At 75.1% G+C, this 17,198-nt stretch carries 10 protein-coding genes; 8 read left to right on the top strand and 2 right to left on the bottom strand.

Features of this window, described 5'->3' with window-relative positions; translation table 11 throughout:
• Both IE219_RS32310 and IE219_RS23055 read left to right on the top strand, forming a co-directional pair.
• On the top strand, positions 1–3,684 hold a 3,684-nt coding region (locus tag IE219_RS32310; protein ID WP_189980554.1), incomplete at its 5' end, for an RHS repeat-associated core domain-containing protein.
• Positions 3,685–3,700: 16 nt separating this feature from the next.
• On the top strand, positions 3,701–4,513 hold the full coding sequence (locus IE219_RS23055; protein WP_189980556.1) for a DUF4253 domain-containing protein: 813 nt from the start codon (positions 3,701–3,703) through the stop codon (positions 4,511–4,513).
• A 122-nt stretch (positions 4,514–4,635) separates the two neighbouring features.
• On the opposite strand, the gene IE219_RS23060 is transcribed toward IE219_RS23055, so the two are convergent.
• Positions 4,636–6,021: an MFS transporter gene (locus tag IE219_RS23060; RefSeq protein WP_189980558.1), complete on the bottom strand. Its 1,386-nt coding sequence runs from the start codon at positions 6,019–6,021 to the stop codon at positions 4,636–4,638.
• 186 nt (positions 6,022–6,207) lie between these two features.
• Here IE219_RS23060 and IE219_RS23065 point away from each other — a divergent pair, with 186 nt between their 5' ends.
• A complete protein-coding gene (locus IE219_RS23065) occupies positions 6,208–7,122 on the top strand; it encodes a LysR family transcriptional regulator (protein WP_189980560.1) in 915 nt (304 codons plus the stop codon).
• A 238-nt stretch (positions 7,123–7,360) separates the two neighbouring features.
• Positions 7,361–9,484, top strand: a complete 2,124-nt coding sequence (locus IE219_RS23070) for a tetratricopeptide repeat protein (RefSeq protein ID WP_189980562.1) — start codon at positions 7,361–7,363, stop codon at positions 9,482–9,484.
• 41 nt (positions 9,485–9,525) lie between these two features.
• Here IE219_RS23070 and IE219_RS23075 read toward each other — a convergent pair whose 3' ends face one another.
• Complete coding sequence (locus IE219_RS23075) at positions 9,526–10,662, bottom strand: hypothetical protein (RefSeq protein WP_308434040.1); 1,137 nt, start codon at positions 10,660–10,662, stop codon at positions 9,526–9,528.
• A gap of 774 nt (positions 10,663–11,436) precedes the next feature.
• Here IE219_RS23075 and IE219_RS32315 point away from each other — a divergent pair.
• The 4 genes from IE219_RS32315 to IE219_RS23095 all read left to right on the top strand — a co-directional run bounded on the left by IE219_RS32315 (position 11,437) and on the right by IE219_RS23095 (position 17,194).
• Positions 11,437–12,822: an FAD/NAD(P)-binding protein gene (locus tag IE219_RS32315; protein WP_189980564.1), complete on the top strand. Its 1,386-nt coding sequence runs from the start codon at positions 11,437–11,439 to the stop codon at positions 12,820–12,822.
• Between the two features lie 174 nt (positions 12,823–12,996).
• The gene (locus IE219_RS23085) at positions 12,997–14,343 is read left to right on the top strand and encodes a salicylate synthase (RefSeq protein WP_189980566.1); all 1,347 of its coding nucleotides are present in this window, start codon (positions 12,997–12,999) and stop codon (positions 14,341–14,343) included.
• Positions 14,340–15,410, top strand: a complete 1,071-nt coding sequence (locus tag IE219_RS23090; RefSeq protein ID WP_189980568.1) for a ketoacyl-ACP synthase III family protein — start codon at positions 14,340–14,342, stop codon at positions 15,408–15,410. Before IE219_RS23085 ends, IE219_RS23090 begins: the two co-directional genes overlap by 4 nt.
• Positions 15,410–17,194, top strand: coding sequence for a (2,3-dihydroxybenzoyl)adenylate synthase (locus IE219_RS23095; protein ID WP_229849956.1), 1,785 nt, complete (start codon positions 15,410–15,412; stop codon positions 17,192–17,194). Before IE219_RS23090 ends, IE219_RS23095 begins: the two co-directional genes overlap by 1 nt.
• Positions 17,195–17,198: the final 4 nt, after the last annotated feature.

Consider the following 17,198-nt stretch of genomic DNA (forward strand, 5'->3'; position numbering starts at 1 on the left):
ACCGAGGTGAGCCGCGGTTTCGACGCGTACGGGATGGTCTCCACGGAGTCCTCCACCGGCGACACCGCCAAGCCCGGCGACGAACAGTGCGTCACCACCACCTACGCCCGCAACACCGGGGCGAACATCCTGACCCCGGTCAGCCGGGTCGAGACCGTCGCCGTCGCCTGCGGGGCCGCCGTCTCCCGCCCCGCCGACGTCATCGACGACACCCGCACCTCCTACGACGGCGGCACCTTCGGCGCCGCGCCCACCCGGGCCATGGTCACCCGCACCGAGCGGATCAACGGCAAGGGCGACGGCTACGACGTCGTCACCAGCGTGCCCAGCACCTGTGGCGCCGACGCCAAGCAGCTCTGCCTGGACGTCTATGGACGCACGCTGGCCTCCGCCGATGTCTATGGAAAGGTCACGACGACCTCCTACACCCCCGCCACCGGCGAGGTGCCGGTCAGCTCGGTGGTGACCAACCCCCGCGGCCAGGCCGTGACCACGACCGTCGAGCCCCTGCGCGGCCAGACCACGCAGACCTCCGACGCCAACGGCAAGGTCACCACCACCGCGTACGACCCGCTCGGCCGCACCACCAAGGTGTGGCTGCCGACCCGCTCGGCCGCCACCTACCCCGATTCCCCCAACTACGCCTTCGACTATCTGGTCCGCAAGGACGGCCCCGCCGTCACCACGACGAAGACCCTGGCCCACGACTCCACGTACCGCACGGCCTACACCTTCCAGGACGGCCTTCTGCGGACGCGGCAGACCCAGGAACCGTCGCCCGACGGTGCCGGGCGTCTGGTGACCGAGACCTTCTACGACACGCGCGGCCAGGCCTGGCGCAGCTCGGGCAGGTTCTTCGCGACCGGTGCCGCCGAGCCCGTCCTGGTCACCGGGCAGGACCTGAACTACCCGGCCTCGGCGGACACGGAGTTCGACGGCGCCGGCCGCGTCACGGCCGTGGTCAACAAGCGGTTCGGCGACGAGGTGTCCCGGATCACGACCACGTACACCGGTGACACCAAGACGGTCGTCCCCCCGCAGGGCGGCACCGTCGTCACCACGGTCGAGGACGCGCTGGGCCGTCCGGTGACCCAGCGGCAGTACACCAGCGCCGACCGCACCACCTCGCAGGCGACCTCGTTCGGCTACGACAAGCGCGGCCGGCTGTCCCAGGTGGAGGACCCCTCCGGGGCCGTCTGGAAGTTCACCTACGACGTCCGCGGACGCCAGGTCCAGGTGGACGACCCGGACAAGGGCACGTCGAAGTACACCTACGACCAGGGCGACCGGCTCACGGACCTCACCGACGCCCGCCTGGTGACCCTGCACACCGACTACGACGAGCTGGGCCGCAAGACGGCCGTGAAGAAGGGCTCGACCCTCCTCGCGACGTGGACGTACGACACCGCCACCAACGGCAAGGGCCTGGTCGGCAAGTCCGTGCGCTGGGTGAACGGCCAGCCGTACGAGACGGCCATCACCTCGTACAACAGCTTCTACCAGCCGGTGCTGCAGCAGGTGACGATCCCGGCCGCCGAGGGCCTGCTGGCCGGCACCTACAAGTGGACCAACTCCTACAACCTCAACACCGGCCAGGTGATGTGGACCATGCAGCCCGCCGTGGGCGGACTGCCGGCGGAGAAGGTCGCCAACACCTACCAGGCGGGCTCCGGCCTGCTCAACACCGTCGGCGCGGGCTCCGACCCGATCGTGTCGGCGAACACCTACGACCACTACGGCCGCAACACCCGCAGGGAGTACGGCGCCTTCGCCCAGCACCTCTGGGAGAGCAAGGAGTACGACGAGCACACCGGCCTGCTGGGCCGCTCGTACCTGGACCGTGAAGTGGCCCCGCAGCGCGTGGAGGACGTGAAGTACTCCTACGACGCGGTCGGCAACGTCACCTCGATCGCCTCGGCGTTCGGACAGGACGCGGGGCGGACCACGGACACCCAGTGCTTCGCGCTGGACGCCCTGCGCCGGATCACCGAGGCGTGGACCAACACCGGCACGACCTGTGCCGCGGCTCCCTCCGCCTCCGTGGTGGGCGGCCCGGACGCGTACTGGACCTCGTACACCTACGACGCCGTCGGCAACCGGAAGACCGAGACCAGGCACAAGACGCCCTCCGGTCCCACCGCCGACACCGTCCGCACCTACGCGGCCCCGGCCGCCGGTACGCACAACCTGCCCAAGGTCACCCAGACCGGCACCAGCCCGCACGAGGCGGTCTTCACCTACGACGCGGCGGGCAACACCAGGACCCGCCAGATCGGTACCGCCACGCCGCAGACCCTCACGTACGACGACGAGGGCCACCTCGCCTCGGTCGCCCAGGGGGCGAACACCAGCTCGTACGTGTACGACAGCGAGGGCGGCCGCCTGATCCGCAAGGACTCCACCGGCACCACTCTCTACCTGCCCGGCGGCAACGAGGTCAGGCTCAACAAGGCCGGCACCGCCGTCACCGGCACCCGCTACTACAAGATGGGCGGCGAGACCGTCGCCCTGCGCACCGGCGGCAAGCTGACCTTCGTGTTCAGCGACCGCCACGGCACCGGAACCACCCAGATCTCGGCCGACGCCGCCCAGACGGTCACCCGGCGCAAGACCGGCATCTTCGGTGACGAGCGCGGGCCCCAGCCGACGGGCTGGCTGGGGGAGAAGGGCTTCGTCGGCGGCACCAAGGACGCCGACACGGGCCTGACCCACCTCGGCGCCCGTGAGTACGACCCCGCCATCGGGCGCTTCGTCTCCGTCGACCCGATCATGAACCCGGCGGACGCCCAGCAGATGCAGGCGTACGCCTACGGGAACAACAACCCGGTCACCCAGAGCGACCCCTCGGGCCTGTACGGCGCCTGGTGCGTCACCCTGGCCTGTGTCGAGGGAACCGGCGGCACCGACACCGCACCGACCAGCAGCTGGGAGCAGATCAAGAAGGACACCTCGACCCAGGCGAACCAGCGGACCAAGGACAACAGCTCCTCCGACCGCACGCTCCGCAGCACCCACACGAGCAAGCCGCTGGCCAAGAAGCAGCGCGAGGTCCGCGTCAAGCAGATCATGGCCGGCAAGTTCTGGCTGGGCCGGATGATCGACAAGATCGACGACGCCAACGAGCGGGCGTGCAGGATGACCCCCGGCCCCGAGAAGGCCGGCTGCCAGTTCAACCGCATGGCCAACCGGGACGGGGTGAGCCTCTTCGGCCTGGAGTACGGCGGCATGGAAGGACAGGTCGAGAAGCTCCTGGAGCGCATCGACGAATCCTGGCTGTCCCGGGACTCCGAGGAGGTCGACGGGGTCCGGATGGGATTCAACAACGACGAGTTCGAGATCGCCCTCCGCCTCGCCTACGAGGGCAAGGAGGTCGTGGCCCAGGGCTCGAACACGGGTGTCGGCGGCGGCAGGAACGCCAAGGCCTTCGACGCCTGGGTCGACGGCGTACGGTCGGAGTTCAAGGCCCCGACCAGCGAGCGGGCCATCAAGACCCGCCTGAACAAGGCCGACCAGCAGGGCGCCGACGCCGTCTACCTCAAGATCAGCAACGTGAGCAGGGAGCAGGCGCTGTACAACGTCAAGACCAACGTCTGGAAGAACCCGAGCAATCTCACCATGGTCCGCGCCTTCGGCGGGGAGGACACCGAGCCGTGGTTCACCGTCGAGCGCCGGTTCGAGGACTAGGAGGACGAGCACCATCATGAGCAGCGATTCCGTCGTGCGGTTCATCGAGGACCGGATGGCCTCCAGCGGACTGACGGACCCCGTCGGCGTGACCTCCGTGGTCCTGCCCGGGGGCGCCCGCCTGAGCGGCTTCACCGTGCGGCCGCACCAGGCGGAGGCCGTCTGGCGGTACTGGCGCGCCCTGCGCCCGGTCACCGGCTGGACGCCCGTCGTCACCACCTGGACCGGTCACGAGAAGCTGGGCGACCTGCTCCGGGTGGAGGGCGCCGGCTCCGAGGCGGCCCCCGAGCCGGCCGGGACCGGCGCCCGGGTGGCCGCGACCGTGCGGCGGATCATCGAGGCGGTCGTCGCGGGGACACCCGAGCACGACCGGGAGGAGGAGCGGGAGGTGACGGACCCGCAGCGGCTCGTCCACCACCTGCGCGGCCCCTGGGGCGAAGTCCTCCCGGGCGACCCGCTGGCGTTCACCCGCCGGTGGAGCGGCCGCCTCACCCTGCTGCTGGCCGAGACGGAGGGCGGGTACCAGCTGCCCCTCTTCGTCCCCGGCCTCCTGCACAACACCAACAGCGCGGCCTCACCGACCGCCGTGGACCTCTCGCCCCGGGACCACCACGCCTTCCTGCGCCACTGGTACGACCGGTACGGCGCCGAGGTGTTCTTCATCAACGGGACCGAGGTCCAGCTCCTCGTCGACCGCCCGCCGGTCGATCCCCTGCCGGCCGCCCGGCTGGCGGTGGAGCACTACGCCTACGCCGACGAGCTGATGGACGTCGTGGAGCTCGGCGACCGACAGGTCCGGTCCGACGTGTGGTCCTTCTGGTGGGACTGACGGACGGCTGAGTCGCGAGGGACACCGGTGCCCCGGCGGACCATTCCGCCGGGGCACCGGTGCGTCCGCAGCCGCCGCGACGACGCGAGCGAGGCTTCCGGCCGTACGGAGAGCCCGCCCGGTCACCGCTTCCCGCGCGCCGGGCGGTCCAGGGACGTGGCCACCACGGCGGCCGCGGTGAGGAGGGCGAGCGCGGCGGTGAGGAGGGCGGTGGGGGTGGGGAGGGCGCCGAGGACGGCCACGCCCAGGGCGGCGCCGGTCTGGCGGGAGGCGTTCAGGGCGCCGGAGGCGGTGCCGGTCCGGTGTGCGGGGGCCGCGCCCAGGACCGCGGTCATCAGCGGGGGGAGGGCGAAGGAGACGCCGAAGCCGAGGAGGGCCAGGCCCGCACCCGTCGGCACCGGCGAGGTGGTGAAGGCCGGCACGAGGGTGCCCGCGCCCATCATCAGGAAGCCGGCGACGGCGGGGCCCCGGGCGCCGGTCCGGGCCACCAGGCGGCCGGTGAGGAGCGGGTTGAAGGCCGTCGGCAGGGTGAGCGGCAGGAAGGCGAGACCGGTGGCGAAGGCCGTGTGACCGCGCTCCTGCTGGAAGGAGAGGGAGAGGACGAACAGGACGCCGGAGAGGCCGAAGTTCGCCAGGAGCCCGGCCACCAGCCCGGCGGACAGGGTCCGTTCGCGGAACAGGGACAGCGGGAGCATGGGGGCGTACGCCTCCGACTCGGGGCGGCGCTCCGCGTACAGGAACAGCGCCCCCGCCGCCGCGAACACCGCGCCCCCGGCGAGGACAGGGGGCGACCACCAGCCCTCGGGGCGGCTCTCGACCAGGGCGTAGGTCAGCCCGGTGAGGGCCAGGGCGGCGGTGCACTGCCCGAACGGATCGAGGCCCTTGGCGGGGCCGGGCGGGTCGGACGGCGCGTACCGCGTGGTGAGGACGAGGCCGGCGAGCGCGACCGGGACGTTCAGCAGGAAGACGGACCGCCAGCCGAACGCGTCGGTGAGCACGCCGCCGGCCAGGGGGCCCGCCGCGAGCGCGGTGCCGGTGATCGCGGCCCACGCGCCCATGGCCCGTGCGCGGGCCGCCGGATCGGTGTGGACGCGGGCGACGATCGCCAGCGACGCCGGCAGGAGCAGCGCGCCCGCCGCGCCGAGCAGGACGCGCAGGAGGATCAGGGCGCCCATCGAACCGGCCGCCGCCGACAGCCCGGAGAGGACGGCGAACAGCCACAGCCCGGTCAGGAGGACCCTCCGGCCGCCGTAGCGGTCGGCGAGGGCGCCGGCGGTGAGGAGCAGGGCGGCGAAGGCGAGCGTGTACCCGTTCGACACCCATTGCAGTCCGCCCAGCGAACCCGACAGGTCCGCGCCGATGGCGGGCAGCGCCACCGTGACGACCGTGGTGTCCAGCAGGACCATGAAGTAGCCGAGGGACAGGCCCAGGAGCAGCGTGCCGCGCCCTTTCGGGCGGGCGGGTGGCGTATCCGTCGCGGGGGACGGGAGGAGGGGGAGGCGGGGCATGGCGGTGCTCCTCGGGGGAGTGCGCGGGCGGTGGGGGCGGGCGTCGGCGACCGGCGGCGCGGGACGTCGCCGGGGCCGGTTGTGGGGGAGCGGGGATGACTGGAATCCTCGCGGCGGGGAGCCGGCGGGGGAAGCGGGCTCTCCCGATGACGATGATCGGCGGGCCCGATCGGAAGGGCGGAAGCCGTGGAACTGCGCCATCTCCGGACGTTCAGCGCGGTGGCGCGCACGCTCAACTTCACCCGGGCCGCGGCCGAGTTGAACTACGCGCAGTCGAGCGTCACCGAGCAGATCCAGGCCCTGGAGGCCCGGCTCTCCGTCAAGCTGTTCGACCGCGCCCACCGGCGGCTGGCGCTCACCCCGGCCGGGGAGCGCCTCGTCGCGTACGCCGACCGGATGCTCCTCCTCGAACGCGAGGCGCTGGCCGCGGTGGAGGACGACGCCCGGGAGCCCGGCGGGCCGCTGACCGTCGGCGGCCTGGAGACCCTGTGCGCGCACCGGCTCCCGCCGGTCCTCGCCCGCTACCGGCGGCTCTTCCCGAAGGTCCGGATCACCCTGCGCGAGGGCGGGCGCGGCGAACTCCACGACGAGGTGCGGCGCGGCGGGATCGACGTGGCGCTCGCCTTCGGGACGGCGCCCGGCGACGGACTCCTCGCGAGCGAGACCCTGGCCCGCGAACGGCTCGTGGTCGTGACGCCCCCCGGGCACCGGCTCGCCGCGCACGCGCGGATCGACGGCCCCGAACTGCGCGGGGAGTCCTTCCTCGCCACGCCCCCGGGCTGCGGCTTCCGGGAGATGCTCGACGGCCTGATCGACTCGCTGGGGGCGGCCGCGCCGACCGTCGATGCCCAGGTCGCGAGCATGGCGGCGCTGTGCCGGTGCGCGGCGGCGGGCATGGGCTGCGCCCTGCTCCCCGAGACCGCGGCGTCCGGACCCGCGGCGCGCGGCGAGGTGGCCGCCGTGCCCCTGACGGGCGCCGCGGCACGGACCGGACTCACGATGACCTGGCGGCACGGGACGGAACAGCGGCCGAGCATACGGGAGTTCCTCGCCACGGCCCGCTCGGTGCTGGGGGAGGCGGGGGGCGGGGGAGACCTCTGACGGGTCCGTCCGGGACCTGGAGGCTCGGGGCAGGCGGTCGGCTCGGGTGGGTCGAGTGAGGTGACAGAGTCGGCGCGGGCGATGGCGTACCGCTCGCCTTTTCGAATCGAATGCGCCTCGGTGCCACATGTATCCGGTCACGCAGGGGAGTTGCCGGGGCGCGGGTGTTTCCATGATCTGGAGGCACGGCGATACAGTCCGGCAGGAACCGGGCCGGTGAGCAGGGGGAGGGGCCGACGTGTTGGAGGTCGTGGCGCTCAGTGCGCTGACCACGTTCCTGCTGGGGGTGGGGAACGGGGCCGCCGGGGAGATCGGCAAGAACCTGACCCTGTCGGCGGGCGCCCTGGTGCGGCGCACCCTCGGGCGGGAGACCCCGCTGCCGGACGGCGCGGAGGAGCGCCGGGAGCTGGCGGGGCGCGTCCACGCGGAGCTGGGCGGCGACGCCCGGCGGGCCGGCGAGTGGGCGCGGCTCCTGGAGGACTCCCCGTACGCGGAGGCCGAGCCGTCCCACGGGGTGATGCCCCCGGCGCCGTGGGCGTTCACGAACCAGGAGAAGGTGCTCAAGCAGCTGGTGCGGGAGGCCGACCGGCCCTGGGAGGGGCGGCCCCGGACGGTCCTGCTGTCGGGCCCGGCGGGCAGCGGTTCCACCTCGGTGGCGCTGCGGCTGGGCGCGGAGACCCGGGACCGGTTCCCCGACGGGCAGCACTACGTCGATCTGCGCGGCGCGGCCGGGGGGACCGGTCCTGACTCGGCGGGCGTCCTGCTGCGGCTGCTGCGCGAGATGGACGTGGACCCCGATCTGGTGCCGGCCACGGAGGCGGGCCGCGAGCGGCTGTACCGGCGGTTCACCTCGGGGCGGAAGGTGCTGGTGGTGATCGACCACGTCACCTCGGCGGCGCAGATCCGGGCCCTGGTGCCGTCGACGCCCGACGTGCTGCTGGTGGTGGTCGTGTCCGGGCCGCCGCCGCTGCTGGAGGCCGAGCGGGTGGCCGTGCCGCCGCTGGCCGACCGGCACGCGAAGCGGCTGGTGCGGAAGGTCGCCGGGCCGGAGCACGCGGCGCGGGTGAAGGCGGAGCTGCCCGGCGTGCTCGAACGCTGCCGGGGCAATCCGTTCGCCCTGCACGCGGAGGCCCGGCTGCTGACCCGGGCCGGGGCGGGACCCGTGTCCGGGGGACGGCCGGAGCATCCGGTGCGGGCCGCCGCGCACGCGGCGTCGCTCCGGCTCGGCCCGGAGGCGCTGCGCCTGTGCCGGCTGACGGCGCTCGGCGGCTGGCCCTCCGTCAGCGCGGGGCTCGCGGCGGCCGCCGCGGGTGTCGACGCGGCGACGGCGGCCCGGCTGCTCGACGAGGCGGTGGAGGTCGGCCTGCTGGAGCCGCTGCCCGATCTGCGGTACCGCTTCCGGCCCGAGGTCCGGCGGCAGCTCGCCGAGACGGCCACCGCCGCGTATGGGGTCGCGGCGTGCGCGGACGCGGTGGCCCGGGTCCTCGACGCGCTGCTCGCGCTCGTGCTGCCCGCGTCCCGCGCGGCCCTGCCGGAGAGCTGGCGGACCGAGGTGCCGGCGGAGCACCAGGAAGCCTCCGGGGCCGTTCCCGACGGGCTCGCGGTGCTGGCCGCCGAGGTCGCCAACGCGGCCCGGGGGGTCGTCGTGGCCGAGGAGCACGGGCGGATCGACACCGCGCTGTGGCTGGCCCGCGCGCTGTGGCCGCTCCAGCTGAAGGCGGGCCACTGGGACGAGGTGCTTCCGGCGCTGCGGGACGCGGCGCGGTGCGCGGAGGAGCGGCGGGCGGACGAGCGGACGGCGGCGGCCCTGCACTTCCAGCTGGCCCACTGCCTGGGCGAGACGGGCCGGTGGGAGCGGGCCGCGCGGGCGGCCCGCGCGGCCGTCACGTACGAGCGGGCGGCCGGCCACCTCCGGGGCGAGGCGTCGGCGGTCGAACTGCTGGGCCTGTTGAGCCTGAACCGGTGGGAGTACGAGGAGGCGTACGCGCGGTTCGCCGAGGCGGAGGCCGTCTACCGGCGGATCGGGCCCGGCGAGGAGGGCGCGGCGGACCTGCCGAGGGCCCTCGCGCTGATCGAGCGCCACAAGGGGCGGGCCCTGCGCGGCACGGGCCGGCTGGACGAGTCCCGCCGGTTCCTGGAGCGCGCGGTGGACTTCTTCGCCGGCCGCACCGGGGCGCCCCCGGAGGCGTACAACCGGGCCCGTGCCCTCACCGACCTGGCCGAGACCCTGCACGAGGCCGGGGACGACGCGGCGGCCCTGGACCGGATCGCCGAGGCGGAGCCGCTGCTGCCCGCCTCCGCCGCCCCGCACCGCGCCTACCTCGCCGGTCTGCGGCGTCGGTGCGCGGCGGACAGGGCCTAGGCGGCTGGGGGCCCGGTCGGGAGGGACCCGGTCGACCGGAGTCAGTCGGCCGGGACGGCCCGGAACGGGTGCGTGGTGCCGGCCGTGCGCATCCGCAGGACGGTGCCCCGGGCGGGGACCGTCCCGCCGTACGCCAGCCACGCGTGCAGGGCGGAGGCGTACGCGGCCGGGTCGGCGTCCGCCCCCGGCCCGGCCGCGAGCCGGAACGCGCCGTGCGTCCGGCTGCGGACGAAGCAGCCGTCCGGGTCCGTCACGTACACGGCCGTCGCGCAGTGCGGGTGCAGGCGCAGCACCTCGGCGGTCCACGCGCCGGGCCCGCCGAGGCGGGGGTCGTCGGCCGGGCCGTCCCGGGTGATCACGTCCGCCGTGTCGAGGTCGCCGGGGTGCCGGGTCTCCTCGTGGACGGCGAGGTGCGCGTCGCCCGCGGCCCCGGGCGGATGCCCGGCGGACCGCTCGACCACGAGCTCCGCCCCCTCCGCGCGGGTCCGCACGAAGAGGGGCGCCGTCGTCCTCCCCGGGGCGTACGGGGGGAGCGGGAGCGGCTCCAGGGAGGCGGGGCCGGGCGGTTCGGGCAGGTCCATCAGGGCGTAGAAGTGCCGCCGCAGCAGCGCGGCCGACCGGCCGGGATCCGAGGTGACGAACCCGGCGTGGGCGGGGTCCGGCCGGTGGGCGGCGATGCCCCGCTCCACCTGGGGCAGCAGCGGGCCGTGCGGGTCGAGGCGGGGCGCGTGCCGGACGAACCGGGCGAGCGGCGCCTCGTCGTCGAGCACCCCGGCCCCGTCGGCGGCCAGCAGGACCGGTGTGCCGAGGGCGGCGGCGTAGTAGGAGACCGCGCCGAAGTCGCCGAGGACGAGGTCGGCGGCGAGGAGGGCCTGCCGCCACGCGTGGACGGGGTCGATCAGGGCCAGTCCGTCGCGCCGGGCCCGGTCCAGCCAGGCGCGGACCTGGCCGGGGCCGTGCCCGTACCAGATGTTCGGATGGAGGACGGCGGCCAGGCGGTAGTCGTCGGCGGGCAGTTCGGCGGCGAGCCGGGGGAGGAGGCCGGGCAGGAGGTCCCCGCCGCCGCTGCCGAACAGGCCCTCGGGGTTCCAGGTGGAGTTCAGGACGACGAGCCGCTGCCCCCGGCGCACGCCCAGCGCGCGCCGGAACCTGTCCCGGTACGGGCGCGCGGCGAGCATGCGATCGAAGCAGGGGTCTCCGGCGAGGACGGCCGAGGGGAGCGCCTCCGGGCAGACCCGGCCGAGGCGTTCACGCTGCTCGGGGTGGGAGAGGACGAGCCCGTCGGCGAACGGCTTCCCGCCGGACAGGAGCCAGTCGGGCGACAGCCCGAACGTCGGCGTCCCGGCTCCCGGCTCCCGGCTCCCGGCTCCCGGCTCCCGGCTCCCGGCTCCCGGCTCCCGGCTCCCGGCTCCCGGCTCCCGGCTCCCGGCTTGCCCAGTTTCTTAGTGTATCCGACGCCGTGGGAGAGTACGGTCAATTTCCCCTGAATCATGGGGAGTTCGCCGCCGAAGCTGGCGGAGATCGCCAGGTCCACCGGGGTCGAGAGGGCCTGTTTCCAGGGGAGTTCGGGAATCTGGAGGTCGTGGAAGAGGGCGCGGGTGCCGTCCTGGAAGGCGGACGAGCCGGTCGAGGAGACCAGGAGCTGGACGCGGAAGTCGTCGTGGAACAGCGGCAGCAGATCCAGCAGGCGGCCGGCCGAGGTCACGTTGTGGACCACCAGGAGGACGCGCCGCCGGACGGTCCGGCTCGTCCACCGGTCGGACCCCTCCCCGACCGGTACGCGAATCGCCGGGGGTTCTGGCCCCACTCGTGACCTCCTGGGCGGGCATGGCGTCGTTGTGCCAACACCCTATCCGGGCCCGACGTGTTGCCGGACGGGCGCGGCGGCGGGGGACGTCCGGGAGGATGGGGCGGGTGGTCCGGGTGGCGGGCCGTGGACGGACGGGGGCTTCATGGGGCGGCGGCGGACGGTCGTGGTGGTCGGGGTCGGGGCGGCCGGGGCGATGGTCGCGGTGCGGATCTGCGAGGGGGCGGTGCGGCGGGGGCGGGCGCTGGACCTGGTGCTGGTGGAGCCGGGGGCCGTGGCGGGGCGGGGGGTGGCGTACGCGACGGACGATCCCCGGCACCGGCTGAACGTGCCCGCCGGGAACATGAGCTGCCGCGCCGAGGAGCCGGGGGACTTCGTGCGGTGGCTGTGCCGGCACGGGGTGCCGGAGGCGGCGGCCGCGGACTTCGTGGAGCGGCGGCGGTACGGGGCGTACCTCGCGGACACGCTCGGGCGGGCGATCATCGGCGCGCGCGGGACCGTCCGGGTGCGGCGGCTGCGGACCCGGGTGGCCGGGTGCCGGTGGCGGGGCGCGGGCGCGGGTGCGCGGGTGGAGCTGGCCGACGGCGGGACGCTGGACGCGGACTGCGTGGTGCTGGCGACCGGCGCGGGGCCGGTGGCCGTGCCGGGGTGGGCCTCGGAGGGGCTGCGGGCGAGCGGGCGGTTCGTGGTGGACCCGTGGGCGCCGGGGGCGCTGGACGCGGTGCGGGGGGACGTGCTGCTGGTGGGGAGCGGGCTGACCGCGGTGGACGTGGCGCTGCGCCTTGACCGGGTCGGGCGGACCGTGCACGCGGTGTCCCGGGGCGGCCGGCTGCCCCGGGCGCACGCCGAGCACCCCCGGCCGGCGGCGGTCTGCGAGGACCCGCTGGACGGGCTGCCGCTGGCGGGGCTGCGGGCCGCCGTCCGCCGGCACGTCGCGCGGGTGCTGCGCGCGCAGGGCGACTGGCGGCCCGCCGTGGACGGGCTGCGGCCGCTGACCGCGCGGCTGTGGGCGGCGCTGTCGGAGGAGGACCGGGCGGCGTTCGTGGAGCGGGACAGCGCGCTGTGGAACGTGCACCGGCACCGGATGCCGCCGGTGACCGCGCGGGCCGTGTCGCGGATGCGCCGGACGCGGCGGCTGCGGCTGCGGGCCGGCCGGGTCGAGGGGTTTTGGCCGGGGGCGGACGGGGGTGTCGTCGCCGCGCTGGCGACGGCCGGGGGCACGGAGGAGCTGGCGGTGGGGTGGGTGGTGAACTGCACCGGGACGCACCCGCCGGTGGCGGAGGGCCGCGACCCGCTGTGGCGGGGGCTGCTGGCGGACGGCGAGGCCGTCCCCGGCCCGCTCGGGATGGGCGTGGCCACCGACGGCGGGCGGCTGCGCGGCGCGGACGGGCGGGCCGCCCGCGCCCTGTGGACCCTCGGGGCGCCCCGGCGCGGCGAGTTGTGGGAGACCACCGCCGTCCCGGAGATCCGCGTCCAGGCGGCGGCCGTCGCCGAGGCCGTCCTCGACCACCTGGGGGAGGACGGGTCCTGAGGGCCCCCGACGCCTTCCCGTACGACTCCGAGCGCCACCTCAAGGGCCGCCTTCCGGGCGGCCCTTCGGCATGTTCGCACTTCGATCAGGAGGCGTAATCGATCGGCCCTGGGGCGACCGGTGTTACCTCCGTATCGTTTTTGAAGGTAACCGCCCTGGAGGAGGAGAACCCCGATGAGCCCCATCGCCCCGCGCCACTACTTCGAGACCCAGCTCCCGCTCACCGAGGACCCGCTGCTGGTCGCGGCGCGCCTCGCGGACTCCGGTCTGCACGAGTCGTACGTCGTCTACGAGAACGGCGGCAGCTGGTCCTACGCGGGCGGCGTGCGCGCCGAACTGACGCTCGACCGCACCGGTGCCCGGCTGACGCAGGAGGGCGGCGCGGACGCCTTCCGCCCCTGGGACGGGCAGCCGCTGCGGCTGGTCTCGGACCTGCTCGGCACCGTCGCCGTGCCCTACTGGCGGGCCTACGGCTGGGCCGCCTTCGAGCTGTCCTACGCCAAGGACGGCGACCTCGACGGCATCGGCGACGGCCGCCTCATGCACCTCATCGTGCCGCGCGCCGAGGTCCGCTTCGAGGCCGGCCACGCCCTGCTGCGCGCCGCCGACCAGGCCACCCTCGACGCCCTGCTCACCACCGTCTCCACCACCGCCCCGGCCGCCGCCGGACAGCCCCGGCCGCTGGACGTGCACGCCACCGGCGGCACCCAGTACCGCGAGGCGGTCCGCCGGGCCGTCGCCGAGATCAACGCCGGCGAGCTCCACAAGGTGATCCTGTCCCGCGTCGTCGAGGTCGACGAGGAGGTCGACCTGACCGGCACCTACGTCGCCGGCCGCCGGGGCAACAACCCGGCCCGCTCCTTCATGCTCAACCTCGGCGGCACCGAGGCCATCGGCTTCAGCCCCGAGATCGTCGTCCAGGTCTCCGAGGACGGCCGGGTCGTCAGCCAGCCGCTGGCCGGCACCCGCGCCCTCACCGGCGACCTGCTCACCGACGAGGGCCTGCGCGCCGACCTCTTCGGCTCCCCCAAGGAGGTCTACGAGCACGCCATCTCCGTCAAGGTCGGCGCCGACGAGCTGGTCGACGTCTGCGTCGCGGGCTCCGTCGAGGTCCCCGAGTTCATGGCGATCCGCGAGCGCGGCAGCGTGCAGCACCTCGCCTCCCGGGTGGCCGGCCGGCTCGCCCCGGGCCGCGAGGCGTGGGACGCCTTCGGCGCGGTCTTCCCCGCCGTCACCGCCTCCGGCGTGCCGAAGTCCGCCGCGTACGACTCCATACGCCGCCACGAGCCCGAGTCCCGCGGCCTCTACAGCGGCGCGGTCCTCACCGTCGACCACACCGGCTCCATGGACGCCGCCCTCGTGCTGCGCAGCGCCTACCGCAAGGACGGCCGCACCTGGCTCCGGGCCGGCGCGGGCATCGTCGGACACTCCACCCCCGAGCGCGAGTTCGAGGAGACCTGCGAGAAGCTCGACAGCGTCGCCCGGTTCCTCGTGCCCGCAGGCGCGGGCGGCGCCCGATGAAGGTGACCGCCGAGGTCCACCTCGCCGGGATCGGCGGCTGGCTGCCCCCCGAGGTGCCCACCGCCGACGCCGTCGCCGACGGCCGCTACGGGGAGGCGGACCGCAGGGCCTCCGGGATGCTCGCCGTCCGCGTCGCCGACGCGCTGCCCGCCCCCGACATGGCCGTACGGGCCGCCGCCACCGCCCTGCGCCGGGCCGCCCGCACCGGCCTCACCGCCGACGACTACGGCGCCCTGCTGCACTGCGCCACCTACCACCAGGGACCCGACGGCTGGTCCGCGCCCCACTACGTCCTGCGCCACACCCTCGACCGGCCGGTCGGCGCCGCCCAGATCGGCCCCGGCTGCCTGGGCATGCTCACCGCCCTGGAGATGGCCGTCCACCGGCTCGCCGCCGACGACGCCGCGGACGCCGTCCTGCTCACCGCCGCCGACAACTTCTCCCCGGCCGTGGTGGACCGCTGGAACGCCTCCCGGCTGTTCCTCCTCGCCGACGGCGCCGCCGCCGCGGTGGTCTCCCGGCGCGGCGGCTTCGCCCGGCTGCTGTCGGTCGGCTCCGTCTCCGCCCCCGCCATGGAGGAGCTGCACCGGGGCGGCGAGGAACTCTTCCCGCCGGGGATCACCGTCGGCCGCTCCCTCAACTTCGAGGAGCGCAGCGACCACTGGCGCCGCCGGTGGGCCGAGGGCGCCGCACCGCCGCGCACCCACCTCGGCGACGTGGTCGCCGCCGCCGTCGACCGGGCCCTGGAGGAGGCCGGCACCGGACTGGAGAAGATCGCCCGCATCTGCCACACCGGCTACTCCGAGGGCGCCCTCCACACCATCTACCTCGACCCGCTCGACGTCGAAGCGGCCGACGGCACCTGGGACTTCACCCGGCACATCGGGCACGTCGGCGCCGCCGACCCCTTCCTCGGCCTCGAACGGCTCTGGACCCGGGGCGAGGTCGTCCCCGGCGACCGCGTGCTGCTGCTCGCGGCCGGCCCCGGCATGGAGGTCGCCTGCGCCGTCGTCGAGATCACCGCGCCCTACCAGCCCGCCACCGCACGACAGGAGGAAGACCTGTGATGCTCGAAGGATGCACCCCCTGGCCGGCCGAGACGGCCGCGCGCTACCGCGCGCAAGGGGTGTGGAACGGCACCGACCTCGGCTCGCTGCCGCGCGCCTGGGCCGCCCGGTACGGCACCGCCACCGCCCTGGTCGCGGGCGAACGGCGGATCTCCTACGCCGAGTTCGCCGACCGCGTGGACCGCAGGGCCGCCGGCTTCGTCCGCGAGGGCGTGCTGCCCGGCGACCGGATCGTCCTCCAGCTCCCCAACGTCCCCGAGTTCGTCGAGGTCGCCTTCGCCCTCTTCCGGGCCGGCGCCAAGCCCGTCTTCTCCCTCACCTCGCACCGGGCCAACGAGATCCGCCACCTGTGCGCGCTGTCCGGCGCCTCCGGCTACGTCGTCCCCGGCGTCTTCCGCGGCTTCGACCACACCGCCCTCGCCCTGGAGATGGCCGCCGAACTCCCCGCCCTGCGCAGGATCTACGCCCAGGGAGCCACCGCCTCCGGCGCGGTCGTCCCGCTGGAGTCCGTCGACGCCGACCCGGTCGACCTGCCCGCCAACGACCCCGCCGACACCGCCTTCTTCCTGCTCTCCGGCGGCACCACCGCCCTGCCCAAGCTGATCCCGCGCACCCACGACGACTACGCCTACCAGACCCGCACCGTCGCCGCCCTCTCCGGCCTGACCCCCGACGACGTCTACCTGGCCGCGCTGCCCGTCGAGTTCAACTTCACCTGGGGCTGCCCCGGCGTCGTCGGCACCCTCTCCACGGGCGGGACCGTCGTCCTCGCCCCCGACCCCACCGCCGACGACTGCTTCCGGCTGATCGAGCGGGAGCGCGTCACCCTCACCTCCGTCGTCCCCACCGTCGCCCGGCTCTGGCTCGACGAGCGCGAGTGGTCCGACGCCGACCTGTCCAGCCTCCGCACCCTCCAGATCGGCGGCGCCCGCCTCGAACCCGAACTGGCCGCCCGCGTCGGACCCGAACTCGGCTGCCGGCTCCAGCAGGTCTTCGGCATGGCCGAGGGACTCCTCACCATGTCCCGCCCCGAGGACGGCCCCGACAGCGTCCTGCACACCCAGGGCCGGCCCGTCTCGCCCGCCGACGAGGTCAGGATCGTCGACGAGCGCGGCGACGAGGTGCCCGCCGGGACCACCGGAGAACTCCTCACCCGGGGGCCGTACACCCTGCGCGGCTACTACCGGGCCCCCGAGCACAACGCCCGCGCCTTCACCGAGGACGGCTTCTACCGCACCGGCGACCTGGCGAGCCTCACCGAGGACGGCCGGCTGGTGGTCCGGGGACGGCTCAAGGACGTCGTCATCCGCGGCGGCGACAAGATCGCGGCCGGCGAGGTGGAGGCACACCTGCTCGCCTGCCCGGGGATCGCCGCGGCGGCCGTGGTGCCGGTCCCGGACGAGTTCCTCGGCGAGCGGATCTACGCCTTCCTCGTCGCCCGCGCCGACCGCGAGGAACCCGGCACGGGAGCGGAGGCCGGTGCCGGAGCGGAGGCCGCCACGGGCGCGGAGCCCGTATCCCCGGCGTCTTCGGCCGCCCCGCCCGCGCTGGCCGAGCTCAAGGCGGCGCTGCACGCCCGGGGGCTCGCCGACTACAAGCTGCCCGACCGGGCCGAGTTCGTCACCGACCTGCCGCTCACCCCGCTCGGAAAGATCGACAAGAAGGTCCTCGCCGCCGCCGCGGCCGACCCCGCGCTGCCGCGCGACTGGAAGCCGGCCGAGAGCCCCGACGCCCCGCCCGTCCCCGCCCTGTCCGCCCCCCTCCCCTTCTCACCGCAGAGGTGAACCG

Origin of the sequence: Streptomyces termitum, from assembly GCF_014650175.1 — a bacterium.
Lineage (GTDB): Bacteria > Actinomycetota > Actinomycetes > Streptomycetales > Streptomycetaceae > Streptomyces > Streptomyces termitum.